The organism is Xanthomonas massiliensis (assembly GCF_900018785.1).
GTDB lineage: Bacteria > Pseudomonadota > Gammaproteobacteria > Xanthomonadales > Xanthomonadaceae > Xanthomonas_B > Xanthomonas_B massiliensis.
The window spans coordinates 36589-62253 of record NZ_FCOY01000005.1; the positions used below are offsets into that span (position 1 = coordinate 36589).

Consider the following 25665-nt stretch of genomic DNA (forward strand, 5'->3'; position numbering starts at 1 on the left):
ACCGGCCAGGGCCGCGCGGCCATGGATCGCCCGTGCGCGCGCCGGGCGAAGCGCGCGCAGCATGCGCCCGCCGTCGTTGTCGCTGCGTGGACGCGCGCGGGCCGCCGCGCCGTGCGCGCATTGCGCGATCCGGACCGGGCCGCTAACGTCGCCGCCTCGTTTCCCCGTGCCGCAGGACCGCCATGACCCCGCCGAGCCGCCTCTCCGCCGCCCTCGCCCTGGCCGCGACCTTCGCCGCCGCCGATGCCCGCGCCGACGAGGGCATGTGGATGCCCACCCAGCTGCCGCAGATCGCCGCGGCGCTGCGCCAGGCCGGTTTCGCCGGCGACCCGGCGGCGCTGTCGGACGTCACCCGCCCGCCGCTGAGCGCGGTGGTCAAGGTCGGCGGCGGCACCGGCGTGTTCGTCTCGGCCGACGGCCTGCTGCTGACCAACCACCACGTCGCCTTCGGCGTGATCCAGTACAACTCGAACGCGAAGGAAAACCTGATCGACGGCGGCTTCGTGGCCAAGGACCGCGCCGACGAGCGCGCGGCCAACCCGGATTTCCGCGTGCTGGTCACGGTCGGCTTCGACAAGGTCACCGACGAGGTGCTCGCGGATGCGCGCGGCAAGACCGGGCGCGCCTACTTCGATGCGGTGGAGGCGGCCAGCAAGCGCATCGTCGCCGAGTGCGAGGCCGGCGGGCAGGTGCGCTGCAGCGTGGCCGACATGTACTACGGCAGCGACTTCTACCGCATCGCCCAGCTCGAGCTGAAGGACGTGCGCCTGGTCTACGCGCCGCCGCGCGCGATCGGCAACTACGGCGACGAGATCGACAACTTCATGTGGCCGCGCCACGCCGGCGACTTCACCCTGCTGCGCGCCTACGTCGGCAAGGACGGCAAGCCGGCGCCGTACAGCCCGGACAACGTGCCCTACCAGCCGCCGGCGCACCTGCAGGTCGCGCTGGACGGGCCGAAGACCGGCGACTACGCGATGCTGGCCGGCTATCCCGGCACCACCTACCGCCACCGCACCGCAGGCGAGTTCGCCCGCCAGGTCGGCCACGTGCTGCCCACGCGGGTGGCCACCTTCGATGCGCTGATCGCCGTGATCGAGGCCCAGGGCCAGGCCGATCCCGATGCGAAGACCCGCTACGCCTCGCAGCTGCAGTCGCTGAAGAACAACCGCAAGCGCGCCGCCGGCGAGCTGGAAGGCCTGCAGCGCAGCGACGCGGTGCGCCTGCGCGGGCAGGACGAGGCGGCGATGCTGGCGGCCACGCACGGTGCCGATGCCGAGGCGATCGCCGAGTTGCACGCGGTGCTCGATGCCGCCGCCGCGACCAGCGACCGCGACCTGCTGCTGGCACTGGCCGCCGGCCAGACCCAGCTGTTCGGCGCGGCGCTGACCCTGGAGCGGCTGCGCATCGAGTCGGCCAAACCCGATGCCGCGCGCGAGAGCGGCTACCAGCAGCGCGACCTGGCGCTGATCGAGGGGCGGCTGAAGCAGGCCCAGCGCCGCTACGCGCCGCAGGTGGAGAAGGCGCTGCTGGCCGATCTGCTCGCCCGCTACCAGCAGCTGCCCGACGCCCAGCGCGTGCCCGAGTTCGACGCCGCCTTCGGCCGCACCCCGGCACAGCTGGCCGCCGCACTGGACGCGCTGTATGCCGGCACGAAACTCGGCGAGGAAAGCGAGCGCCTGTCGCGCTTCGCCGCCGCGCGCGAGGGCAAGCCGCTGGCCGCCGACCCGCTGGTCGCGCTGGCCGCCACGCTGGTGCCGGCGCAGCTGCGCCTGGAGGACGAGCGCAAGGCCCGCGATGGCGAGCTGCTGCGCCTGCGCCCGGCCTACATGCGCGCGCTGTTCGCGTGGCGTGCCAGACAGGGCCGGGCGCTGTATCCGGACGCCAACGGCACCCTGCGGGTCAGCTACGGCCGGGTCGAGCCGCTGGCCCCGCGCGATGCGGTGGCCTACGCGCCGGTGACCACGGTGGCCGGCATCGTCGAGAAGAACACCGGGCAGGTGCCGTTCGATGCGCCCAAGCCGCTGCTGGAGGCCATCGCCAGGGGCGACTTCGGCAGTACCGCCGACCCGCAGCTGAAGACCCAGACGGTGGACTTCCTCACCAACCTGGACACCACCGGCGGCAACTCCGGCTCGCCGGTGCTCAACGCCCGCGGCGAGCTGATCGGCCTGAACTTCGACAGCAACTGGGAGTCGGTCAGCGCCAGCTGGTGGTACGACCCGCGCACCAAGCGCGCCATCCACGTGGACATGCGCTACCTGCGCTGGCTGCTGGCCAAGGTGTACCCGGCGCCGGCGCTGCTGCGCGAGATGGGTTTGCCCGAATCCTGATTCCCGGGCGCGCGCGGCCCTAAACTGCCCCAGGTCCCGGGAGGAGGCGTCCCTTGCTGTCGAGCTGGCTGCTGTTCGCGGTTTCGCTGTGCTACGCGGCGCTGCTGTTCGGCGTGGCGTGGTGGGGCGACCGGCGTCCGCTGTACCCGGAGCGGCCGTGGCTGCGCCCGGCGGTGTACAGCCTGGCGCTGGCGGTGTACTGCTCCTCGTGGACCTTCTACGGCGCGGTCGGCACCGCGCTGCGCAACGGCATCGGCTACCTGCCCATCTACGTCGGGCCGCTGCTGATGATGCTGTTCGGCTGGCGCATCATCGAGCGCCTGGCGCTGATCGCGCGCAGCCAGAACACGGTGTCCATCGCCGATTTCATCTCCTCTCGCTACGGCCGCTCGCAGCGCCTGGCGGCGCTGGTCGCGCTGCTGGCGCTGGTCGGGCTGGTGCCGTACCTGGCGCTGCAGTACAAGGCCGTGGCGATGAGCGTGGAGGTGCTCAGCGGGCGTGGCGGCGGCGCCGGGTTCTGGAGCGATCCGGCCTTCTACGTGGCGATGCTGATGGCTACCTTCGCCGCCGCGTTCGGCACCCGCCAGGTCGATGCCACCGAGCACCACCGCGGGATGATGCTGGCCATCGCCCTGGAATCGCTGGTCAAGCTCGGCGCGATGCTGGCGGTGGGCCTGTTCGCCTGGCTGTGGCTGGACGCGCGCCACATCGACGTGATCGCCGCCACCGGCGCGCTGATCGACAACACCCCGGCGATGGGGCTGCTGGCGCAGACGCTGCTGAGCTTCCTGGCCATCGTCTGCCTGCCGCGCCAGTTCCAGGTGGCGGTGGTCGAGTGCGGCGACGTCGGCGACGTGCGCCGCGCGCGCTGGCTGTTCGGGCTGTACCTGGTGCTGATCTCGGTGGCGGTGGTGCCGCTGGCGGTCGCCGGCCTGGCCCGCTTCGGCGCCTCCGGCGCGGTCGCCAACGATGCGATGGTGCTGGCCCTGCCGATGGCCGAGGGCCAGAACCTGCTGGCGCTGGTGGTCTACGTGGGCGGCTTCTCCGCCGCCACCGGCATGGTCATCGTGTCCTCGATCGCGCTGGCGACGATGGTCAGCAACGACCTGGCCATGCCGTTGCTGCTGCGCGGCGACCGCCACGGCGCCACCGCGCCGGCGGTGGCGCCCAAGGTGCTGTGGATCCGCCGCCTGGCGATCTTCGCCCTGGCGCTGGTGTCCTACGGCTACTACCGCAGCTCGCGCGGGGACAGCTCGCTGGCCTCCTACGGGCTGATGGCCTTCGCCGCGGTGGCGCAGTTCGCGCCGGCGGTGATCGGCGGGCTGTACTGGCGCGGGGCCAGCCGTCGCGGCGTGGAGGCCGGCCTGGCGCTGGGCTTCGTGGCCTGGGCCTACACCCTGCTGCTGCCGGCGCTGACCCTGTCGGGCTGGCTGCCGGGCCAGTGGCTGCAGGACGGGCCGTTCGGCTTCGCCTGGCTGCGCCCGCAGCAGCTGTTCGGCATGAACGGCTGGGACCCGTTGACCCACGGCACGTTCTGGTCGCTGCTGCTCAACACCGGGGCGATGATGGTCGTCTCGGCGCGCTGGCGCCCGAGCGTGGACGAGCGCCTGCGCGCCACGCCGTTCCTGGATCCGTATGCGCAGCGCCCGGCGGTGGCCGGCGAGTGGCCCGGCCACGTGCGCGTGGCCGACCTGCTGACCCTGGCCGAACGCGTGGTCGGCGACCGCCATGCCTACCGTGCCTTCAGCGAGCAGGCGCACCTGCTCGGCCGCGACCTGCAGACCGGCGCGGTGGCCGACCGCGCCTGGGTGCAGTTCACCGAGCGCCTGCTCGCCGCCTCGATCGGCGCGGCCTCGGCGCGGCTGGTGCTGACCAGCCTGCTGCGCGGCTCGGGCATGGACCTGGGCGAGGTGGTGGCGGTGCTCGACGAGGCCGGCCAGGAGCTGCGCTTCAACCGCGAGATCCTCTCCACCACGCTGGAGAACATCAGCGCCGGGGTCAGCGTGGTCGATCCGGAGATGCGCCTGACCGCGTGGAACCGCCGCTACCAGCAGATGTTCGGCTACCCCGACGGTATGCTCTACGTCGGCCGTCCGGTGGCCGACCTGATCCGCTACAACGCCGAACGCGGCGAACTCGGCGAGGGCGACGTCGAGGAGCAGATCAACCGCCGCATCAACCACATGCGCGCCGGCACCCCGCACGTGTTCGAGCGCACCCGCAGCGACGGCAAGGTGATCGAGATGCGCGGCCAGGCGCTGCCCGGCGGCGGCTACGTGACCAGCTACAACGACGTCACCGAGTTCAAGCACGTCGAGCGCGCGCTGCGCGAGGCCAACGAGAACCTGGAACAGCGCGTGGCCGACCGTACCCGCGAGGCCGAGATCGCCCAGCAGTCCAAGACCCGGTTCCTGGCCGCGATCAGCCACGACGTGCTGCAGCCGCTCAACGCCGCGCGCCTGTTCGCCTCGGCGCTGCGCGAGAGCAGCCAGGGCGACGAGCAGCAGCGCCACCTGGCCGAGCGCGTGGACGCCTCGCTGCGCGCGGCGGAGGAGCTGCTCGACGGCCTGCTCGACGTGTCGCGGCTGGACGCCGGCGGCCTGCGCCCGGAACTGAGCGACTTCGACGCCGGCGCGGTGCTGCGCGAGCTGGGCGCGCAGTACGCGCCGGTGGCGGCCGCGCGCGGCCTGCAGCTGCACGTGCACGCGCGCCCGGTATGGGTGCACAGCGACCGGCGCCTGCTGCGCCGGGTGCTGCAGAACTTCATGGCCAACGCGCTGCGCTACACGCGCAGCGGCCGCATCGTGCTGGGCATGCGCGGGCGCGGCGACCGCATCGAGCTGCAGGTGTGGGATACCGGCCCGGGCATCCCCGAGCACCACATGCGCCAGATCTTCGACGAGTTCCAGCGCTACCAGCAGCCGTTCGACTGGGGCGAGCAGGGCCTGGGCCTGGGCCTGTCGATCTGCCAGCGCATCTCCGGGGTGCTCGGCCACGACCTCAACGCGCGCAGCCAGGTCGGCAAGGGCAGCATGTTCTCCATCGTCGTGCCGACGGTGGCCACGCCGGCCGCCGCGCAGGTGCAGGCGGTGCGGCGGACCCGGCCGGTGGCCGGCGGCGAGTCGCTGGCCGGGCTGCGCGTGCTGTGCGTGGACAACGACCACGAGATCCTGGAAGGCATGCGCGCGCTGCTGGGACGCTGGCAGGTGGAGGTGATCACCGCCACCTCGGTGGACCATGCGCTGGAGAAGATCGCCGAACGCCCGGACGTGCTGCTGGTGGACTACCACCTGCACGACCGCCTGGATGGGCTGGACACGCTGGACCTGCTGCGCCAGGCGCTGCCCGAGCCGGTGCCCGGCGCGCTGCTCACCGCCGACGGCCGCGACGAGCTCAAGCAGCAGGCGCGCCAGCGCGGCTACCGGATCCTGACCAAGCCGGTGAAGCCGGCCTCGCTGCGCGCCTTCCTCACCGCCTTCCACGTGCCGCGCGGCGCGGCCGGCTGAACCTCGCCGCGCCGGTCAGGCCGCGCCGTGCAGGTGCTCGTACAGGATCACCGAGCCGACCAGGATCAGGATCGCCCCGCCAAGGATCTCGGCGCGGTGGCCGACCATCGCCCCGACCAGGCGGCCGATCATCACGCCCAGGGTGACCATCACCAGGGTGCACAGGCCGGTGGCCAGCGCCACCACGCCGATGTCCACGTTGACGAAGGCCAGGCCCGCGCCCACCGCCATCGCGTCGATGCTGGTGGCCAGCCCGGTCATCGCCAGGCCCCAGAAGCCCTGCCGGTGCGCCGGTGGCGGCGCAGGCTCGGGCGCCGTGCCGCCGCCGCGCAGGCCGCCGGCGATCATGTGCAGGCCGAGCGAGAGCAGCAGGAAGAAGGCGATCCAGTGGTCCACCGCCTGCACGTAGCCGGCGGCCAGGCGGCCGATCAGCCAGCCGACCACCGGGGTGAGGGCCTCGATGCTGCCGAAGATCGCGCCGGCGCGCAGCGCATCGCGCAGCCGCGGCCGGTGCAGCCCGGCGCCCTTGCCGATCGCCGCCGCGAAGGCGTCGGTGGACATGGCGAAGCCGAGCATCAGGATGGAAAGAGGCGTCATTGCGGTGGCCAACGGACCCGGGCGGGGGACGGACGACGGCCCGCATGCGCGCCCGGCATCGTGGCGCACGCGGTCCGCTGGTCTCGCCGGCCGGATCTGGCTGCCCGCACCACGGCGCATCGGCCGGGCATGTTGACGCGGGCGCTTCCGTCGTGGAAGCAGGCTACTCCCCAAGCAGGGGCGTGGAGTCTAGCAGCGCGGAAGCCGAAAAAACCGTTTCGAATCAAACGCGAAGGCCGCTTCATCCTTCATAGCCACGACTATGAAGCGCACCGCGCCCGGCGCTGCTTCATCGTCTCTTGCCGGCCGCGGGCGCATCCTGCCCCGCTCCGGTTCGTGAGGAGGCCTGCATGGAACAGATCCAATGGGGCGCGGATGGCATCGCCAGTTCGCGCATCGGCCTGGGTACCTGGGCCATCGGCGGGTGGATGTGGGGCGGCAGCGACGACGCGCGTTCCATCGCCACCATCCACGCCGCGCTGGAACGCGGCATCACCCTGATCGACACCGCACCGGCCTATGGCCAGGGCCATGCCGAGGAGATCGTCGGCCGCGCCCTGGCCGAGGACGGCCGTCGCGCGGGCGTGGTCATCGCCACCAAGGCCGGGATCTCCTTCCGCGACGGCAAGCCCTATCGCGACAGCAGCCCGGCGCGGTTGCGCCAGGAGCTGGAGGATTCGTTGCGGCGCCTGCGCACCGACGTCATCGACCTGTACCAGATCCACTGGCCGGACCCGCACACGCCGCTCGAGGACACCGCCCGCGCGCTCGAGCAGTTCCGCCAGGCCGGCAAGATCCGCGCCATCGGCGTGAGCAACTTCTCCGTGGCGCAGATGCAGGCCTTTGCCGCGGTCGCGCCGCTGGCGGCGGTGCAGCCGCCCTACAACCTGTTCGAGCGGCAGATCGAGGCCGACGTGCTGCCCTGGGCGCGCGCCCACGGCCAGGTGCTGCTGTGCTACGGCGCGTTGTGCCGTGGCCTGCTGAGCGGGCGCATCCGCGCCGATACGCACTTCGGCGGCGACGACCTGCGCCAGGTCGATCCCAAGTTCCAGCCCGAGCACCTGCCGCACTACCTGGAGGCGGTGGACGAACTGGCGGCCTTCGCCCGCGCCCGCTACGGCAAGCCGGTGCTGGCGCTGGCGGTGCGCTGGGTGCTCGAGCAGGGCCGCACCGTCGCCCTGTGGGGCGCGCGCCGGCCCGAACAGCTCGATGCGGTGGCCGAGGTCGACGGCTGGCACCTGGATGCGCAGGCCCTGGCCCGCATCGACGCCATCCTCGCGCGTTGCGTGCCGCAGCCGTTGTCGCCGGCCTTCATGGCGCCGCCGGCCTGAGGCGCGCGAGCGCCTTCCCTTCCATCTTTCCTGCAGAGGTACGCGACATGGAATATCGATTGCTGGGCCATTCCGGCCTGAAGGTATCGGTGCTCGCCATGGGCACCATGACCATGGGCGGCAAGGGCGAGTTCGCCAAGGTCGGCCACGTCGGCCTGGACGAGGCGCGCCGCCAGATCGACCTGTGCCTGGACGCGGGCATCAACCTCATCGACACCGCCGACGCGTATTCCAACGGTGCCAGCGAGGAGATCGTCGGCCAGGCCCTGGGCGAGCGCCGCCAGCAGGTGCTGATCGCCACCAAGGCGCGCTTCCCGATGGGCACCGGCCCCAACGACCGCGGCCTGTCGCGCCACCACCTGCTGCGTGCCTGCGAGGCCAGCCTGCGGCGCCTGGGCACGGATGTCATCGACCTGTACCAGCTGCACGAATGGGACGGGCAGACGCCGCTGGAAGAGACCCTGGAGGCACTGGACACGCTGGTGCGCCAGGGCAAGGTGCGCTACGTGGGCTGCTCCAACTTCACCGGCTGGCAACTGATGAAGGCGCTGGGCATCGGCGCGCGCGAGCGGCTGCCGCGCTTCGTCAGCCAGCAGATCCACTACACCCTGCAGGCGCGCGAGGCCGAGTACGAACTGCTGCCGATCGCCGTGGACCAGGGCGTGGGCGCGCTGATCTGGAGTCCGCTGGCCGGCGGCCTGCTGTCGGGCAAGTACCGCCGCGACGACCGGACGCCGGCGGGGTCGCGCCGGCTGGCGGGCTGGAGCGAACCGCCGGTGCGCGACGAGGAGCAGCTGTGGCGCATCGTCGATGTGCTGCTGGAGGTGGCGGCCGCGCACGGCGTCTCCGCCGCGCAGGTGGCGCTGGCGTGGACGCTGGGGCGTCCTGGCGTGGCCTCGCTGGTGATCGGCGGGCGTACCGAGGCGCAGTTCAAGGACAACCTCGCCGCCGCCGGGCTCGTGCTGGCCCCGGAGGAGCGCGCCCGGCTGGACGAGGCCAGCCGGCTGCCGCTGCTGTATCCGTACTGGCACCAGCGCAACACCGCCGCCGACCGCCTCGGCGCGGCCGACCTGACGCTGTTGGCACCGTACCTGGACAAGTGAGCCCTTCCCGGCGCCACCGTGACGGCGAACGCCCGCGGTGGCGCCGATGCGATTCGCTTGACGGCAACGGGGGGGCGCGACGCGCCGTCCATCTGGACGTTGTTCCTGGTTCCCCGCCCGGGAAAACCTAGACCTTCGATCCCGCGGATTTTTCGCAGCCGCATGGCTGGTCCAGCGGAAGCCGATGCGACGTTGCGCGGGTGATCGGGTTGTCCTCGGGCGATAGACCGTTCGGCTGCCGACAAGAACGCCCCCGGCTTCGCGCCATCCGGGGGGCATCGGAATACGCGACCGTCAGGCGAAGGGGGGGGGGCTCGGAAGGGGAGGAGCTGGGAATCAGAAATGGGATGCGCTCATGCATGCCCCATGGACATTGAGCGCGTCGTCCCCGCGCAGGCGGGGACCCCGTGCCTTTAGTCTTCCAGGACGAGTCGCCGAACGTTTTCGTGGCCGATTGATTCCACGGCGAAAGTCGCTGGTCCCCGCCTGCGCGGGGAAGACGAACAGTGTGTGATGTCGGCCACGACTCGTATCCCGCCGTCGCCCGCAGTCTCGTGCTTACCGCTTACCGCTTACCGCTTACCGCTTGCCGCTTGCCGCTTGCCGCCACCGCCGTAGTCACCGCCACCGCAAGCATTGGCCGCAGGAGACAGGGGGGACATGCCGGGGGCGGCCAGGCTCACAGTGGCGTCAGCAATGGCTCGCCGGCGAGGAAACGCCGTGCGTTGTCGATGAAGTGGCGCTCCGAGCGGGCCACCGCCTCCGGCGACCAGCCGCCCAGGTGCGGGGAGATCACCAGGGTGTCGTAGCCGATCAGCTTGGCCGGCGGCGCCGGCTCGCTTTCGTACACGTCCAGCGCCGCGCCGGCGATCTGCTCGGTGGCCAGTGCGCGCGCCAGGGCGGCGGTGTCGACCACGCTGCCGCGGGCGACGTTCACCAGGAAGCCCCGCGGGCCCAGCGCGGCGAGCACGTGTTCGTCGACCAGGTGGCGGGTGGCCGCACCGCCGGGCACGGCCACCACCAGGTAGTCCGCCCAGGTGGCCAGGGCCACGGCGTCGTCGAAGCGGCGGTAGGGCACGTCGTCGTGGGCGCGGCGCGCGACGTAGCCGATCTCCATGTCGAAGCCGGCGGCGCGGCGTGCCACGCCCAGGCCTATCTCGCCCAGGCCGAGCAGGCCCATGCGCTTGCCGGAGACGTTGGCCGGCATCTCCAGCGTCGCGCGCCACACGCCCTGGCGGCACAGCCGGTCGTAGCGCACCACGCGCCGCACCGCCGCCAGCAGCAGGGCCATCGCGTGGTCGGCCACGCAGGCGGCGTTGGTGCCGGCGCCGTTGCCCACGGCGATGCCGCGCGCATGCGCATGGGCCACGTCGATGTTCTCGTAGCCCACACCCAGCGCGCACACCAGCCCCAGCCGCGGCAGCGCGTCCATGTCGGCGGCGGCGAAGCCGGTGGTGCCGTTGCTCAGGACCATGCGGATGTCGCCGGCGCGCTCGCTCATCGCGGCGCGGCGGGTCGCCGGGTCGGGTGCGTAGATCAGGTCGAATTCGTCGGCCATCGCCTGGCGGCCGGCGTCGGTGAGCTGGACCAGCGCCAGCAGGGTCGGTGGAGTCACGGCAGGGTCCACGGTGGACGGGGGAGCACCGGCATCATCCCCCAGGCGATGCAAGCGCGACAGTGGCGGGTGTCCCGGCCCGCAGGTGGCGTTGTGTTCGTCATCCCCGCGCAGGCGGGATCCCGCGGCTTGCACGGTGAAATCAATCAGCTATGCAGTCCCCGGCAGCCCTGCCTTTCCAAGCCCGGGCACCGGGTCCCCGCCTGCGTGGGGACGACGGCCGGTTCCTTGCAACATGGAATCCGGCCGTGCGACATCACGTGCCTTCGGCTTCGCGCACGTGCATGGGGGGACCACGGCCCGAATCCCGATGTTTTCAGCGCGGTCGCAAGGCCCGTGCCGCAAGCCATCGCCGGCCCGGCAGGGAAACTTCCCAGGACAGTAGCGCGCCTGCGCGGGACGACGCCCGGTTCCATGCAACATGGAATCGGGCTGTGAGACGTCACGTGCCTCGTGCGACGTCACGCATCTCGGCTTCGCATACACGCATGGCGTGGCCCACGATTCGAATCCCGCTGTTCCCGGCGAGGGCGCAGGGCCTGTGCCAAGCCCCCGTCGCCCGGCAGGAAAGGTTCCAGGACAGTAACGCGCCTGCGCGGGGACGACGCTCGGTTCCATGCAACATGGAATCGGGCTGTGAGACGTCACGTGCCTCGTGCGACGTCACGCACCTCGGCCTCGCATACACGCATGGCGTGGCCCACGACCCGAATCCCGCTGTTCCCGGCGAGGGCGCAGGGCCCGTGCCAAGCCCCCGCCGGCCGGGCAGGAAAACTTCCGGGGACGGTAGCGCGTCCTCGCGGGGACGACGCCCGGTTCCGCGCGGCACGGAATCCGGCCGCGGGACGTCAGGCGCCTTCGGCTTCAGTCTTCTTCCGGCGGCAGCACGATGCCGTCGGCGTCGATGGCCAGCTTGCCGGCCATCAGCACCGCCTGGGTGCGGTTGGTGACGCCGAGCTTGCGCAGGATCGCGGTGACGTGGGCCTTGATGGTGGCCTCGGACACGCCCAGGTCGTAGGCGATCTGCTTGTTGAGCAGGCCCGCGCCGAGCATCTGCAGCACCCGGAACTGCTGCGGGGTGAGCTCGCGCAGGCGCTGGCCGACCTCGCGTTCCTCGCGGTCGGTGGGCGGCACGTTGTCGACCTCGGCCGGCACCCAGCGCTCGCCGTCGAGCACCGTGGACAGGGCCTGGCCGATGGTGTCCGAGTCGGCGGACTTGGGGATGAAGCCGAACGCGCCGTGGTCGATGGCCCGGCGCATCACCGTCGGTTCCTCGCGCGCGGACACCACCACCACCGGCAGCTGCGGATGCAGCGCGCGCAGGTGCACCAGCGCCGAGAACCCCTGCGCGCCGGGCATGTTCAGGTCCAGCAGCAGCAGGTCGGCGTCCGGGTGGGCGTCGGCCAGCGTGTACAGCGCATCGACGGTGTCGGCCTCGAACAGTTCCACGCCGGGCATCACCCGTTGCACGGCCCCGCGCAGGGCTTCACGGAACAACGGATGGTCGTCGGCGATCAGGAGGGTGGGCATGGGCAGTGCGGGATCAGAGGGGGGAAGGTGCGCGATGGGCGGAGGACGCCGGCGCCACGCGCCGGTCCCCTCCCGGACCGGCGCGGCGCACGCGCGGTGCCCGGTGGCTCAGCGTACCTTGCGATCGCTCACCAGGGAATCGACCACCGACGGATCGGCCAGCGTCGAGGTGTCGCCGAGCTGGTCGGGCGCGTTCTCGGCGATCTTGCGCAGGATGCGGCGCATGATCTTGCCCGAGCGCGTCTTCGGCAGGCCCGGCGCCCACTGCAGGTGGTCGGGCGAGGCGATCGGGCCGATCTCCTTGCGCACCCAGGCGATCAGCTCCTTGAGCAGTTCGTCGCTGGGCTGCTCGTCGGCGATCAGGGTGACGTAGGCGTAGATGCCCTGGCCCTTGACGTCGTGCGGGAAGCCGACCACCGCGGCCTCGGCCACCTTCGGGTGGCTGACCAGCGCGCTCTCCACCTCGGCGGTGCCGATGCGGTGGCCGGAGACGTTGATCACGTCGTCCACGCGGCCGGTGATCCAGTAGTAGCCGTCCTCGTCGCGGCGGCAGCCGTCGCCGGTGAAGTAGGTGCCCGGGTAGGTGCGGAAATAGGTGTCGATGAAGCGCTGGTGGTCGCCGTAGACCGTGCGCATCTGCCCGGGCCAGGAATCGAGGATCACCAGGTTGCCCTCGGTGGCGCCTTCCAGCTGCTCGCCGTCCGGGTTCACCAGCGCCGGCCGCACGCCGAAGAACGGCAGCGTGGCCGAGCCGGGCTTGAGGTCGGTGGCGCCGGGCAGCGGGGTGATCAGGATGCCGCCGGTCTCGGTCTGCCACCAGGTGTCCACGATCGGGCAGCGGGCATCGCCCACCACCTCGTAGTACCAGCGCCAGGCCTCCGGGTTGATCGGCTCGCCGACGCTGCCGAGCAGGCGCAGGCTGCGCCGCGAGGTCTTCTTCACCGGCTCCTCGCCCTCGCGCATCAGCGCGCGGATCGCGGTCGGGGCGGTGTAGAAGATGGTGACCTGGTGCTTGTCGATCACGTCCCAGAAGCGCGACACGCTGGGGTAGTTGGGCACGCCCTCGAACATCAGCGCGGTGGCGCCGTTGGCCAGCGGGCCGTAGACGATGTAGCTGTGGCCGGTGACCCAGCCCACGTCGGCGGTGCACCAGTAGACGTCGTCCTCGCGCAGGTCGAACACCAGCTCGTGGGTGTAGCTGGCGTAGAGCAGGTAGCCGCCGGTGGTGTGCAGCACGCCCTTGGGCTTGCCGGTCGAACCGGAGGTGTAGAGGATGAACAGCGGGTCCTCGGCGTTCATGCGCTCGGGCTCGCACTCGGTCGGCTGGCTGTCGACCACGTCGTGGAACCAGCGGTCGCGCGGGGCCTGCATGTCCACCGCGCCGCCGGTGTGGCGCACCACCAGCACGGTCTCCACGCTCTGGGTGCCGGGGATCTTCAGCGCGGCATCGACGTTGGCCTTGAGCGGCACCTTCTTGCCGCCGCGCAGGCCCTCGTCGGCGGTGATGATCAGCTTGCTGCCGCAGTCGATCACGCGGTCGGCGATCGAGTTCGGCGCGAAGCCGCCGAACACCACCGAGTGGATCGCGCCGATGCGCGCGCAGGCCAGCATCGCCACCGCCGCGTCGGGGATCATCGGCAGGTAGATGGTGACGCGGTCGCCCTTCTTCACGCCGAGGCTGCGCAGCGCGTTGCCGAGCCGGCACACGCGCTCGTACAGCTCGCGGTAGGTGACCTTGCGCACGGGGCTGTCGGGGCTGTCCGGCTCGAACAGCAGCGCGACCTTGTCCGCGCGCGTGGCGAGCTGGCGATCCAGGCAGTTGACCGAGGCGTTGAGCTCGCCGTCCTCGAACCACTTGATGCGGAAATCGTCGAGCTTGTAGCTGACGTTCCTGATCCTGGTCGGCTTGACGTACCAGTCCAGCCGCTCGGCGACCTTGCCCCAGAACGCGTCGGGGTCCTCCACCGACTCGCGGTAGAGCTTCTGGTACTGCGCCTTGTCCACGCGCGCGTTGGCGGCGATGTCGGGCGGAACGGGATAGATGTCGGTCATAGCACCCTCTCTTGCTTCCTGAGCCTTGCCGTTGGAGCGGAATGGCGGCGATTGCGCGCGGAGAATCATGCGGCACCGCGGTATGCAGGCCAGTTTGCCGCAAGCCGCGCGTCCGCCATGCGTGCCGGCGCTTAGACCATGGTCGCAAACGGGCGCCGCCCGGGCACTTTTTCGACCAAAGGTGTATGGAGGCTTGCCACCTGCTCCCCGCACGCTCCGTCCCAGCCGCCGCATCGACGGCTCCTGTCATTATTCGGGAGGGAGTAATGAAGCACCCCATCGCAACACGCATGCGGCGGCCGCTGGCACTGGCCATGTTCGTTGCCCTGGCCGCACCGGGCATGGCCCTGGCCGCCACCGCAAAAGAGAAGGCGCTCGAGGCGCGCGTGGCCGAGCTGGAACGCCAGGTCCAGATGCTGGTCTCGTCCCAGCAGCAGCAACAGAGCCAGCTCTCGCAGACCCAGACCCAGGTCGAGCAGGCCCAGGTCCAGGTGGCCGACACCAAGACCGAGCTGGACAAGGTCCGCACCACCGCCGTGGAGGCGGCGGCCAAGCCGGCGGCGTTCACCACCGCGCCCGGCATCTCGGTGGCGTTCCACGGCTTCGTCAACGCGACCGCGTTCTCGCAGTCGCGTCCGTACAACTTCGGCAACGGCCAGAACGCCGAGTGGCCCACGCCGGGCGGCGACGGCCGGTTGAGCGGCGTGGACATCCGCAACACCCGCTTCTGGTTCGATATCAGCGGCGCCAAGATGGGCAACAACTGGACCGGCGGCGGCCGCCTGGAGTTCGACCTGTTCGGCGGCAACAACGGCACCGGCGCCTACGCCGGCCAGCAGCCGATCCCGCGCCTGCGCCAGGCGTACATGGATCTCGACAATGCCGCCACCGGCACCAAGATCCGCATCGGCCAGCAGTTCGACCTGCTGTTCCCGCTCGACAGCGTGACCGACTCGGTCGCCCACGTCGCCTTCCCGCTGGGCTTCGGCACCGGCATGATCGGTTGGCGCTACCCCGGCATCGTGGTGATGCAGGACCTCAACCATGGCACCACCGGCGCCAAGTGGCGGCTGGACGTGGGCGCGTTCAGCGGCAACTGGACCGGCCCGGGCAGCACCACCAACTTCCTCACCGGCGGCAATGCCGGCTTCCGGCCGCAGGTCGAGGCGCGCCTGAACGTGGCCGGCAGCAACTGGCTGGCCTACCTGGTCGGCCACTACTCCGAGATCGACCTGAGCGGCGTGGGCGGCACCACCAGCACCGCGGCGATGCCCAAGTCCGAAATCAAGAGCAGCGCCGTCGCGCTGGGCGGCACGTTCAAGCCCGGTCCGTGGAACCTGAAGGGCTTCGTCTACACCGGCAAGGGCCTGGGCCAGAACTTCGGCGCGCTGTCGCAGTTCGGCGACATCTCCGAGACCGGCGGCTACGCCCAGGTGGGCTACAGCTTCACCAAGAACTGGAGCGTCAACGCGATCTACTCGATGGACAAGCCCGACAAGGACGACGTAATCGCCTGGATGGGCTTCGGGTCCAGCGGCCTGCTGCGCAACCGCCAGGCGGCACTGAACCTGATCTACGCCAACGGCCCGTACAAGTTCGGCGTGGAGGCGATGCACGACAAGCTCGATACCACCGACGGCACCGCCACCACCACCACCAGCGGCAACCAGGTCAGCGTGAGCGCGCAGTACACCTTCTGACCGGCCTCGGCCTGCAGGGACGAAGCGACGTGGACAGGGAGGTCCACGCCCGTCGCAAGACCCAACCACCATCAAGACCCACGCCACGTCATGACCACCTGAACCCACGCCGCCCATGGCCGGCATTCACTGCTTCGGAGGGGGAGCAAACATGTCTACCGTCACCGTCAATCCGTCCGGCCCGGCCGGCGCACTCACTCAGGGCCACAAGAAGGTCATCTTCGCCTCGAGCCTGGGCACCGTCTTCGAGTGGTACGACTTCTACCTGTACGGCTCGCTCGCGGCGATCATCGCCAAGCAGTTCTTCAGCGGCGTCAACGAGACCACCGGCTTCATCTTCGCGCTGCTCGCCTTCGCCGCCGGTTTCGCGGTGCGCCCGTTCGGCGCGGCCTTCTTCGGCAGCCTGGGCGACCGCATCGGCCGCAAGTACACCTTCCTCATCACCATCCTGATCATGGGCCTGTCGACCTTCGTGGTCGGCGTGCTGCCCAACTACGCCAGCATCGGCCTGGCCGCGCCGGTGATCCTGATCGTGCTGCGCCTGCTGCAGGGCCTGGCACTGGGCGGGGAATACGGCGGCGCGGCCACCTACGTGGCCGAGCATGCGCCCAACGGCAAGCGCGGCCTGTACACCAGCTTCATCCAGACCACCGCCACGCTCGGCCTGTTCCTGTCGCTGCTGGTGATCCTCGGCTGCCGCATGAAGCTGGGGACCGAGGCCTTCGAGGCCTGGGGCTGGCGCATCCCGTTCCTGGTGTCGATCGTGCTGCTGGGCGTGTCGGTGTGGATCCGCATGCAGCTGAGCGAATCGCCGCTGTTCCAGCAGATGAAGGCCGAGGGCCGCGGCTCCAAGCAGCCGTTCCGCGACAGCCTCAAGAACGGCAACTTCAAGCTGATGCTGCTGGTGCTGCTCGGCGCCACCGCCGGCCAGGCCGTGGTGTGGTACGGCGGCCAGTTCTACTCGCTGTTCTTCATGACCCAGGCGCTCAAGGTCGACGGCACCACCGCCAACCTGCTGATCGCCGGCGCGCTGGCCCTGGCCACGCCGTTCTTCGTGTTCTTCGGCTGGCTCTCGGACAAGATCGGGCGCAAGAAGATCATCCTCGCCGGCTGCCTGCTGGCGGCCATCACCTATTTCCCGATCTTCAAGGGGCTGACCCACTACGCCAACCCCGGCATCGAGGAGGCCCGTGCCCGGTCGCCGGCGCTGGTGGTCGCCGATCCGGCCACCTGCAGCTTCCAGTTCGATCCGGCCGGCGTGCGCAAGTTCACCAGTTCCTGCGACATCGCCACCGCGGCGCTGACCAAGGCCGGCGTGCCCTACGACATCCAGCCTGCGGCGCCCGGTTCGCTGGCGCAGGTGGACATCGGCGGCACCGAACTTGCCTCCTACGAAGCCAGCGGCCTGCCGAAGGACGAGGCCAAGACCAGGGGCGATGCCTTCGCCAAGGAACTCAAGGGCGCACTGACCAGCGCCGGCTACCCGGAGAAGGCCGACCCGGCCCGCATCAACATCCCGATGACGCTGTTCCTGCTGTGGGTGCTGGTGATCTACGTGACCATGGTCTACGGCCCGATCGCCGCCTACCTGGTGGAGCTGTTCCCCACGCGGATCCGCTATACCTCGATGTCGCTGCCCTACCACATCGGCAACGGCTGGTTCGGCGGCTTCCTGCCGGCGATCTCCTTCGGCCTCGTCGCGGGTACCGGCAACATGTACAACGGCCTGTGGTACCCGATCGGCGTGGCGGTGATGACCCTGGTCATCGGCACCCTGTTCCTGCGCGAGACCAAGGACGTCGACATCACGCGCTGACGCCGTGGCGCGCCTGCAGCGGCCGTCGCCGCTGCCGTCCCGGGACGCCGGCCGCACGCCGGCGTCCTGCTTTGGGCACCGCCGCGTCGCCGGCGTCCTTCCCGCCTTCCCGCCTTCCGCAACACGATGACGCTGCCGGCCGATACCGACATTGCCACCCTGCATCCCACGCTGCAGCGCCTGCGCCGCGCCTGGACCGAGCAGCGCCCGCCGCTGGCCCAGCGCCGGGCCGACCTCAAGCGCCTGCGCGTGGCCCTGGCCGATCGCCTGGAGCTGATGGCCGCGGCCACCGCCGACGATTTCGGCCATCGCGCCAAGGCCGAGTCGCTGCTCGCCGACGGCATGGCGGTGCTTGCCGCCATCGACCACCTGCTCGCCCACCTGAAGGCCTGGAGCCGGCCGCGCGCGGTCGGCACCGGCTGGCGCCTGTGGCCGGCGCGCGCCCAGCTGCGCCCGGTGCCGCTGGGCGTGGTCGGGGTGATGTCGCCGTGGAACTACCCGGTCAACCTGGCGCTGGTGCCGCTGGCCACCGCGATCGCCGCCGGCAACCACGTGTTCCTCAAGCCGTCCGAGCACACCCCGCGCACCGCCGCCTTCCTGGCCGAGCTGCTGGCCTCGGTGTTCCCGCCCGAGCGCGTGGCGGTGGCCGGCGGCGGCCCGGAGGTCGCCGCCGCCTTCGCCGGGCTGGCCTTCGACCACCTGGTGTTCACCGGTTCCACCGCCGTGGGCCGCAAGGTGATGGCTGCCGCCGCCGCGCACCTGACGCCGCTGACCCTGGAGCTGGGCGGCAAGTCCCCGGCCATCGTCTGCGACGACGCGCCGCTGGCCCAGGTCGCCGCGCGCCTGGCCACCGGCAAGTGGTTCAACGCCGGCCAGACCTGCATCGCGCCGGACTACGTGTTGGTCGGCGCGGCGCGGCGCGAGGCGCTAGTGGCCGCGTTGCGCGAGCAGGTGCAGGCGCGCTACGGCGACCTGTCCGACACCCAGGACTACAGCAGCATCCTCGACGAGGACCGGTACCAGCGCCTGCTGGCCTGGCTGGAGGAAGCCCGCGGCGCCGGCGCGCAGGTGATCGAGCTGACCCGGGTGGATCCGGCCAAGGCGCGGGCGCGGCGGCTGATCGCGCCCACCGTGGTGCTCGATGCCGGCGACGGGCTGTCCCTGATGCGCGAGGAGATCTTCGGCCCGGTGCTGCCCATCGTCGGCTGTGCCGGGCTGGACGAGGCGATCGCCTACGTGCAGGCGCGGCCGCGGCCGCTGGCGCTGTACCCCTTCGGCCGCGACCGCGCGCAGCTGGAGCGGATCCTCGGCCGGCTGGTCGCCGGCGGCGTCACCGTCAACGACACCCTGCTGCACTTCGCCGCCGAGGGCCTGCCGTTCGGCGGCATCGGCGCCAGCGGCATGGGCGCCTACCACGGCCAGGCCGGCTTCGATGCGATGAGCAAGCTGATGCCGGTGCTGTGGCAGCCGCGCTGGGCCGCCAGCGACCTGCTGCGGCCGCCGTACGCGCGGCTGGGGCGCCTGCTGGAGTTCCTGGTGCGCTGACCCGGCCGCGGCAGGGCGGCAGCACCGCCCGGCGACGGTCCGGCCATCCCCGCGCCGTTCCTCGACGCGGCGCGCAAACCCCTGCAAGCTATCGCGATGAAGATCGCTTCCTGGAACGTCAATTCCCTCAACGTGCGCCTGCCGCACCTGGAGCAGTGGCTCAAGGACTTCGCGCCCGACGTGGTCGGCCTGCAGGAGACCAAGCTGGAGGACCATCGCTTCCCCGACGCGGTGCTGGCCGGGCTCGGCTACCGCAGCGTGTTCGCCGGCCAGAAGACCTACAACGGCGTGGCGATCCTGGCCCGGCAGGCGCCGGCCGAGGTCCAGGTCGGCATTCCCGGCTTCGAGGACGAGCAGCGCCGCGCGATCGCCGCCACCGTCGGCGACACCCGCATCGTCAACCTGTACGTGGTCAACGGCCAGGACGTGGGCACCGACAAGTACGCCTACAAGCTGCGCTGGCTGGAGGCCGTGCATGGCTGGCTGGCGGCGGAACTGGCGCGATACCCGAAGCTGGTGGTGATGGGCGATTTCAACATCGCCCCGGACGCGCGCGACGTGCACGACCCGCTGGTGTGGAACGACGACCACATCCTCACCTCCACCGCCGAGCGCCAGGCACTCGGCCGCATCCAGGCGCTGGGCCTGCACGACGCCTTCCGCCTGCACCACGAGGACGCCGGCATCTTCAGCTGGTGGGACTACCGCGCCGCCGGCTTCCGCCGCAACCTCGGCCTGCGCATCGACCTCACCCTGGTCTCCGAGGTCCTGCGCCCGAAGGCGGTGGCCGCGGACATCGACCGCGAACCGCGCACCTGGGACCGGCCCAGCGACCATGCCCCGGCCTGGGTGCGGCTGGAAGGCTGAGGCAATGGCCGGACCTGCATCCGTGGCCGTGCGCGAGGTGGCCGGTACCCGGGTTGGGCCGGTGCATCTGCTGCGCTGTCACTGCGGAGCCGTGGTCATCGAACTGCAGTTGCCCGACGGCATCGTCGATCCGCGCCGCTGCGATTGCTCGCTGTGCCGCCGCCGCGGTGCGATCGTCGCTTCGGTGCCGCTGGCCGGGCTGCGGGTGCTGCAGGGCGAGGACGCGCTGCGCCTGTACCAGTTCAACACGTTCACCGCCGAGCACCGGTTCTGTGGCCGTTGCGGCATCTATACCCACCATCGCCGTCGTTCCAATCCGCAGCAGTACGGCTACAACGTCGGTTGCCTGGACGGGGTGAACCCGTATGCGCTGGAGGTGGCGATTCCGGTCGAGGACGGCGTCCACCATCCTGCCGACCGGACATGAAGAAATGGCAGGACGACCCTTTTCCGCGGCTAAGCCGCCCGCAGGGTGACGCACGGGGATGCGCGTCATGAAAAAGCCCGGCCGCAGCCGGGCTGGGTCTTGCGTGGCCCGGAGTGGCTCAGCGGATGCTCTTGCGGGTGAACAGGTTGACGATCGCCAGCAGGATCACCGCGCCGATCAGCGAATAGATGAAGGTGGTCAGGGTGATGGCCTGGTTGATGCCGCCACCGAACAGCCAGCCGGCGATGAGCGCACCGATGATGCCGACGACGATGTTGAGGATGATGCCCTGCTGCGCGTCGCGCTTCATGATGAGGCTGGCCAGCCAGCCCACGACGCCACCGACGATCAGCCAGATGATGATGCCCATGGTGTTTCCTCCTGTCGCACCGGGGCGGTGCGTTGGCGCCATTCGACCTGCGCGGCCGTGAAGGCGGCGTCCGGGAAGGCAGGAGCATTGGGTTTTGTGGAGGAGGAGTGAATGCAGGCGCCGATCCCGCTCTGCGAGCAACGCGTCTTCGGCCCGGTGACCACCTGGCGTTGCCCGCATGTGCCCGGCGCGCACGGCGAGCCGCAGGCGCGCGTGCTGCTCGGGCGGGCGCTGGACGTGGCGCCGGCGGCGGTGCCGCTGCGGCGCGACGCGCGCGGGCGGCCGTACCTGGTGGATGCGGCCGGCGGCTGGGACACCGGCTGGAGCCACAGCGGCGACCAGCTGCTGGTGGCGCTGGGGCAGGGCGTGCGCCTGGGCGTGGACCTGGAGCGCATCCGCGCGCGGCCACGGATGATGGAGGTGGTGCGCCGCTACTTCCATCCGGTCGAGATCGCCGCGCTGGAGGCCCTGCCCGAGGACCAGCGTCCCGGCCTGTTCTTCCGCCTGTGGTGCGCCAAGGAGGCCCTGCTCAAGGCGCACGGCCACGGCATTTCCTTCGGCCTGCACCGGCTCGCCTTCGTCGCCGGCGAGCACGGCCTGGTCCTGGCCGAATGCGATCCGGCGCTGGGACGGGCCGCGGACTGGCGCCTGGTCGAATGGCAGGCCACGCCGGTGTTCCGCGCCGCGCTGGCATGGCGGCCGCGCTGAGCGGGCCCGCTTCGCCGCGGATCGGGCCTGGCCCGGGCGCCTCGCACGACGGGGTGCATGGAGCGTCCTGCGCGAGCGTCCGGCCGCTGCCGGGCCGGGGCCACGGGGACAGGCGCGACCCGGGTCGCCGCCGCGCCGGCATCGGCAGGCTGGGTGCGCGCGGCCGCGGCTGCGATACTGCGCCGATGAATCCCGACTCCCTTCCTCCCGAGGTCGGCCCGCGCCTGCGCGAGGGGCTGCTCGCCCTGGGCCTCGACGCCGACGCGCTGGCCGCGCCGCTGCTGGACTACCTGGCCCTGCTGGACCGCTGGAACCGCACCTACAACCTCACCGCCATCCGCGACCCGCGCGAGATGGTCACCCGCCACCTGCTCGATTCGCTGGCCATGGCGCGCTTCGTGCACGCCGGCCGGCTCGCCGACCTGGGCACCGGCCCCGGCCTGCCGGGCATCCCGCTGGCGATCGCCCGGCCCGGCCTGCAGGTCACGCTGGTGGAGAGCAACGGCAAGAAGGCGCGCTTCCTGCGCGAGGCGGTGCGCCGGCTCGGGCTGGGCAACGCGCGCGTGGCCGAATCGCGCGCCGAGGCGCTGGACGAGCCGGGCAGCCATGACCTGCTGACCGCGCGCGCACTGGACACCCTGGCCGGGATCGTCGCCGTCGGCGGCCACCTGCTGGCCCCGGACGGGCGCCTGCTGGCGATGAAGGGCGTGTACCCGCACGAGGAGATCGCCGCGCTGCCGGCCGGCTGGCAGGCGCTGGCGGTGCACGCGCTGGCGGTCCCCGGGGAGGCCGGCGAGCGCCATCTGGTGGAGGTCGCCCGCCGCGGCTGAGCGCCGGGTGGCCGGCCGATTCGCAGATGCGTCCCGCCCGTCGCATAATGAAAGGTCCTACCCCCTCCTCGAGAGGCCCCCGCCATGGCCCGGATCATCGCCATCGCCAACCAGAAGGGCGGCGTCGGCAAGACGACCACGGCTGTCAACCTGGCAGCCGGGCTGGCGCGTGCGCGCAAGCGGGTGCTGCTGGTGGACCTGGACGCCCAGGGCAACGCCACCATGGGCAGCGGCGTGGACAAGCGCGAGCTGGTCGCCTCGACCTGCAACCTGCTGCTGGGCGAGGCCCAGGCCGCCGACGTGCGCGTGCGCACCGAGGAGGAATTCGACCTGCTGCCGGGCAACATCGACCTGACCGCCGCCGAGATCAGCCTGATGGACCAGTCCGGGCGCGAGCAGCGGCTCAAGCAGGCGCTGGCCCCGATCCGCGACGACTACGACTTCATCCTGGTCGATTGCCCGCCGGCGCTGTCGCTGCTGACCCTCAACGCGCTGACCGCGGCCGACTCGGTGATCGTGCCGATGCAGTGCGAGTACTACGCGCTGGAAGGCCTGTCGGCGCTGCTGGACACCATCGACGCGCTGCGCGGCCAGCTCAACCCGGGGCTCGAGATCGAGGGCGTGCTGCGCACCATGTTCGACGTGCGCAACAACCTGGCCAACGCGGTCTCGGCCGAGCTGACCGGCCACTTCGGCGACAAGGTGTTCCGCACCATCGTGCCGCGCAACGTGCGCCTGGCCGAGGCCCCCAGCCACGGCCGCAGCATCGTCGGCTACGACCGCGCCTCGCGCGGCGGGGTGGCCTACCTGGGCCTGGCCAGCGAGGTCATCCGCCGCCAGAACGAACGCAGCAGGCCGGCGCCGGCCATGGAGACGATTTCCGCATGAGCAGCAGCAAGCCGATCCCCGCCAAGAAGCGCGGCCTGGGCCGCGGCCTGGACGCCCTGCTCGGCCCCAAGGGCGCGACGGTGGCGGCCGATCCGGCCGGCGCGCCGCAGCCGGGCGAGGTGCTGCGGCGCATGCCGGTGGACCAGCTGCAGCCGGGCAAGTACCAGCCGCGCCGCGAGATGGACGAGGCCAAGCTGGCCGAGCTGGCCGAATCGATCAAGGCGCAGGGCGTGATCCAGCCGATCGTGGCGCGCGAGCTGGAGCCGGGCCGGTTCGAGATCGTGGCCGGCGAGCGCCGCTGGCGCGCCTCGCAGCTGGCCGGCCTGGCCGAGGTGCCGGTGGTGGTGCGCGAGCTCGACGACCGCACCGTCGTGGCCATGGCGCTGATCGAGAACATCCAGCGCGAGGACCTCAACCCGCTGGAGGAGGCGCAGGCGCTGCAGCGCCTGATCGACGAGTTCGCGCTGACCCATGCCGAGGCCGCCGAGGCGGTGGGCCGTTCGCGCGCCTCGGTCTCTAACCTGTTGCGGCTGCTGGAGCTGCCGCCGGCGATCCGCGCGCTGGTCGAGGCCCGGCGCCTGGAGATGGGCCATGCCCGCGCGCTGCTGACGCTGTCGCCGGAGCTGGCCAGCAAGCTGGCCTACGAGGCCGCCGAGAACGGCTGGTCGGTGCGCGAGGTCGAGCATCGCGCCCAGCAGTTCGCCGCCGGCAAGGTGCCCGGTGCGCGTGCGGCCCGCCCGGCGCGCACCGCGCCGCAGGCCGACATCGCCTCGCTGGAGAACGAACTGGCCGAGTCCCTGGGTACCCGCGTGGCCATCACCCACGGCCGCGGCGGCAAGGGCAAGCTGATCATCCACTACACCGACCTGGACACGCTCGAGGGCGTGCTCGAACGCCTGCGCGGTCGCCCGCCGCAGGACTGAAGCGCGACGCGCATGCGCCGCACGAGGATCGCGAGACGATGAACCCGAACAAAGTCGACCGCCATCATCTGCACAGCCTCAGCGACCTGCCCAATGTCGGGCCTGCCGCCGAGAAGGACCTGCGCTTGATCGGCATCCGCGTGCCGGCCCACCTCAAGGGCCGCGATCCCTACGACATGTACGCGCAGCTGTGCCTGAAGACCGGGGTGGAACACGATCCCTGCGTGATCGATGTGTTCATGTCGATCACCCGCTTCATGGAAGGCGAGCCGGCGCGCCCGTGGTGGGCCTACAGCGCCGAGCGCAAGCGCGCCCTGGCGCAGGACCCGATGAACCTGTGAGTGCGGCGCGGCCCGCGCGGCGCTGCGTTGCGGGCGCGCGCGCACTGCGACGGTGATGCCGTACGCGCAGTGGCATCGCGCGCCGCGCCGCCTGGGCGGTGACGTGCCGGTGCCAGGGCGTCCGCCGCCTCGCCACGCCGCGTTCCTGCCTGCCCGTGCCGCCGTGCACGTCCTTCTTCCCGGAGCGATCCGATGACCATCCTCGTGACCGGTGCCGCCGGCTTCATCGGCGCCTACACCTGCCAGGCCCTGGCCGCGCGCGGCGAGCGCGTGGTCGGGCTGGACAACTACAACGACTACTACGATCCACGGCTCAAGCGCGACCGCGTCGCGGCGCTGTGTCCCGGCGTGGACATCCGCGCCCTGGACCTGGTCGATGCGGACGGGCTGGCGGCGCTGTTCGACGAGGTGCGGCCCGAGCGCGTGGTGCACCTGGCCGCGCAGGCAGGCGTGCGCTACTCGCTGGAGAACCCGCAGGCCTACGTGCAGAGCAACCTGGTGGGCTTCCTCAACATGCTGGAGCTGTGCCGCCACCGCGGCGTGGCGCACATGGCCTACGCCTCCTCCAGCTCGGTGTACGGGGACTCGGCGGTGCCGCCGTTCTCCGAGGACCAGCGCGTGGACCGGCCGCGCTCGCTGTACGCGGCCACCAAGGCCGCCGACGAGCTGATGGCCTATGCCTATGCGCAGCTCTACGGCATCCGCCTGACCGGCCTGCGCTTCTTCACCGTCTACGGCCCCTGGGGACGGCCGGACATGGCGCCGCTGCTGTTCGCGCGCGCGGTGCTGGCCGGCCGGCCGATCCAGGTGTTCAACCAGGGCCGCATGCGGCGCGACTTCACCCATGTGGACGACATCGTGCGCGGCGTGCTCGGCGCACTCGACCATCCCTCGCAGGACCCCATCCCGCACCGGGTGTTCAACCTCGGCAACCACACGCCGGTGGAGCTGGAGCACTTCATCGCGGTGATCGAGCAGGCCGCCGGCAAGCCCGCGCACAAGGTCTACAAGCCGATGCAGGCGGGCGACATGGTCGAGACCATGGCCGACACCACGCGTGCTCAGGCCGCCTTCGGCTTCGAGCCGACCCTTCCGATCGAGACCGGGCTGCCGCCGGTGGTGGCCTGGTGCGAGGCGTATTTCGGCGACGCCGCCTGACGCGTCGGCCGCGGCCGTGGCGATG

Annotated in this window: 20 protein-coding genes; 15 read left to right on the top strand and 5 right to left on the bottom strand. The window is 71.4% G+C overall.

The window, feature by feature from the left end:
• Positions 1-182 precede the first annotated feature (182 nt).
• Both BN3794_RS01970 and BN3794_RS01975 read left to right on the top strand, forming a co-directional pair.
• Positions 183-2333 carry a S46 family peptidase gene (locus tag BN3794_RS01970; RefSeq protein ID WP_066092571.1) on the top strand — a complete coding sequence of 717 codons (2151 nt, stop codon included), beginning with the start codon at positions 183-185 and terminating at the stop codon, positions 2331-2333.
• Between the two features lie 53 nt (positions 2334-2386).
• Positions 2387-5839: a hybrid sensor histidine kinase/response regulator gene (locus tag BN3794_RS01975; protein WP_066092575.1), complete on the top strand. Its 3453-nt coding sequence runs from the start codon at positions 2387-2389 to the stop codon at positions 5837-5839.
• A 15-nt stretch (positions 5840-5854) separates the two neighbouring features.
• On the opposite strand, the gene BN3794_RS01980 is transcribed toward BN3794_RS01975, so the two are convergent.
• On the bottom strand, positions 5855-6436 hold the full coding sequence (locus BN3794_RS01980; protein ID WP_066092578.1) for a manganese efflux pump MntP: 582 nt from the start codon (positions 6434-6436) through the stop codon (positions 5855-5857).
• Between the two features lie 350 nt (positions 6437-6786).
• On the opposite strand from BN3794_RS01980, the gene BN3794_RS01985 reads away from it, so the two are divergent.
• Together BN3794_RS01985 and BN3794_RS01990 are read left to right on the top strand one after the other, a co-directional pair.
• On the top strand, positions 6787-7767 hold the full coding sequence (locus BN3794_RS01985; protein WP_066092581.1) for an aldo/keto reductase: 981 nt from the start codon (positions 6787-6789) through the stop codon (positions 7765-7767).
• A gap of 47 nt (positions 7768-7814) precedes the next feature.
• The gene (locus tag BN3794_RS01990) at positions 7815-8870 is read left to right on the top strand and encodes an aldo/keto reductase (protein WP_066092584.1); all 1056 of its coding nucleotides are present in this window, start codon (positions 7815-7817) and stop codon (positions 8868-8870) included.
• A gap of 679 nt (positions 8871-9549) precedes the next feature.
• On the opposite strand, the gene BN3794_RS01995 is transcribed toward BN3794_RS01990, so the two are convergent.
• The 3 genes from BN3794_RS01995 to acs form a co-directional block, all read right to left on the bottom strand.
• Positions 9550-10485, bottom strand: coding sequence for an NAD(P)-dependent oxidoreductase (locus BN3794_RS01995; RefSeq protein WP_201455247.1), 936 nt, complete (start codon positions 10483-10485; stop codon positions 9550-9552).
• Positions 10486-11349: 864 nt separating this feature from the next.
• Positions 11350-12015, bottom strand: coding sequence for a response regulator transcription factor (locus BN3794_RS02000; RefSeq protein ID WP_066092587.1), 666 nt, complete (start codon positions 12013-12015; stop codon positions 11350-11352).
• Positions 12016-12123: 108 nt separating this feature from the next.
• Positions 12124-14067 (bottom strand): acetate--CoA ligase, encoded by a 1944-nt coding sequence (gene acs / locus BN3794_RS02005; RefSeq protein ID WP_066092590.1) that lies wholly within the window; start codon positions 14065-14067, stop codon positions 12124-12126.
• Between the two features lie 266 nt (positions 14068-14333).
• Here acs and BN3794_RS02010 point away from each other — a divergent pair, with 266 nt between their 5' ends.
• The 5 genes from BN3794_RS02010 to BN3794_RS02030 all read left to right on the top strand — a co-directional run bounded on the left by BN3794_RS02010 (position 14334) and on the right by BN3794_RS02030 (position 20422).
• Entirely contained in the window at positions 14334-15767 is a 1434-nt protein-coding gene (locus BN3794_RS02010) for a hypothetical protein (protein ID WP_236493154.1), read from the top strand.
• Positions 15768-15918: 151 nt separating this feature from the next.
• Positions 15919-17583 carry an MFS transporter gene (locus BN3794_RS02015; RefSeq protein ID WP_066092593.1) on the top strand — a complete coding sequence of 555 codons (1665 nt, stop codon included), beginning with the start codon at positions 15919-15921 and terminating at the stop codon, positions 17581-17583.
• A gap of 126 nt (positions 17584-17709) precedes the next feature.
• The gene (locus BN3794_RS02020) at positions 17710-19128 is read left to right on the top strand and encodes a coniferyl aldehyde dehydrogenase (protein ID WP_066092596.1); all 1419 of its coding nucleotides are present in this window, start codon (positions 17710-17712) and stop codon (positions 19126-19128) included.
• 96 nt (positions 19129-19224) lie between these two features.
• Complete coding sequence (gene xth, locus BN3794_RS02025) at positions 19225-19995, top strand: exodeoxyribonuclease III (RefSeq protein WP_066092599.1); 771 nt, start codon at positions 19225-19227, stop codon at positions 19993-19995.
• Between the two features lie 4 nt (positions 19996-19999).
• Positions 20000-20422: a GFA family protein gene (locus tag BN3794_RS02030; RefSeq protein ID WP_066092602.1), complete on the top strand. Its 423-nt coding sequence runs from the start codon at positions 20000-20002 to the stop codon at positions 20420-20422.
• 118 nt (positions 20423-20540) lie between these two features.
• Here BN3794_RS02030 and BN3794_RS02035 read toward each other — a convergent pair whose 3' ends face one another.
• Positions 20541-20792: a GlsB/YeaQ/YmgE family stress response membrane protein gene (locus BN3794_RS02035; protein ID WP_066092604.1), complete on the bottom strand. Its 252-nt coding sequence runs from the start codon at positions 20790-20792 to the stop codon at positions 20541-20543.
• 111 nt (positions 20793-20903) lie between these two features.
• Here BN3794_RS02035 and BN3794_RS02040 point away from each other — a divergent pair, with 111 nt between their 5' ends.
• The 6 genes from BN3794_RS02040 to BN3794_RS02065 all read left to right on the top strand — a co-directional run bounded on the left by BN3794_RS02040 (position 20904) and on the right by BN3794_RS02065 (position 25640).
• Positions 20904-21500, top strand: coding sequence for a 4'-phosphopantetheinyl transferase family protein (locus BN3794_RS02040; protein WP_066092607.1), 597 nt, complete (start codon positions 20904-20906; stop codon positions 21498-21500).
• Positions 21501-21685: 185 nt separating this feature from the next.
• Positions 21686-22330, top strand: coding sequence for a 16S rRNA (guanine(527)-N(7))-methyltransferase RsmG (gene rsmG / locus BN3794_RS02045; RefSeq protein WP_066093272.1), 645 nt, complete (start codon positions 21686-21688; stop codon positions 22328-22330).
• Positions 22331-22414: 84 nt separating this feature from the next.
• The gene (locus BN3794_RS02050) at positions 22415-23218 is read left to right on the top strand and encodes a ParA family protein (protein ID WP_066092610.1); all 804 of its coding nucleotides are present in this window, start codon (positions 22415-22417) and stop codon (positions 23216-23218) included.
• Positions 23215-24141, top strand: a complete 927-nt coding sequence (locus BN3794_RS02055) for a ParB/RepB/Spo0J family partition protein (RefSeq protein WP_066092612.1) — start codon at positions 23215-23217, stop codon at positions 24139-24141. Before BN3794_RS02050 ends, BN3794_RS02055 begins: the two co-directional genes overlap by 4 nt.
• A gap of 38 nt (positions 24142-24179) precedes the next feature.
• Positions 24180-24482 carry a helix-hairpin-helix domain-containing protein gene (locus BN3794_RS02060; protein ID WP_066092615.1) on the top strand — a complete coding sequence of 101 codons (303 nt, stop codon included), beginning with the start codon at positions 24180-24182 and terminating at the stop codon, positions 24480-24482.
• A gap of 192 nt (positions 24483-24674) precedes the next feature.
• Positions 24675-25640, top strand: a complete 966-nt coding sequence (locus BN3794_RS02065) for an NAD-dependent epimerase/dehydratase family protein (protein ID WP_066092618.1) — start codon at positions 24675-24677, stop codon at positions 25638-25640.
• Positions 25641-25665: the final 25 nt, after the last annotated feature.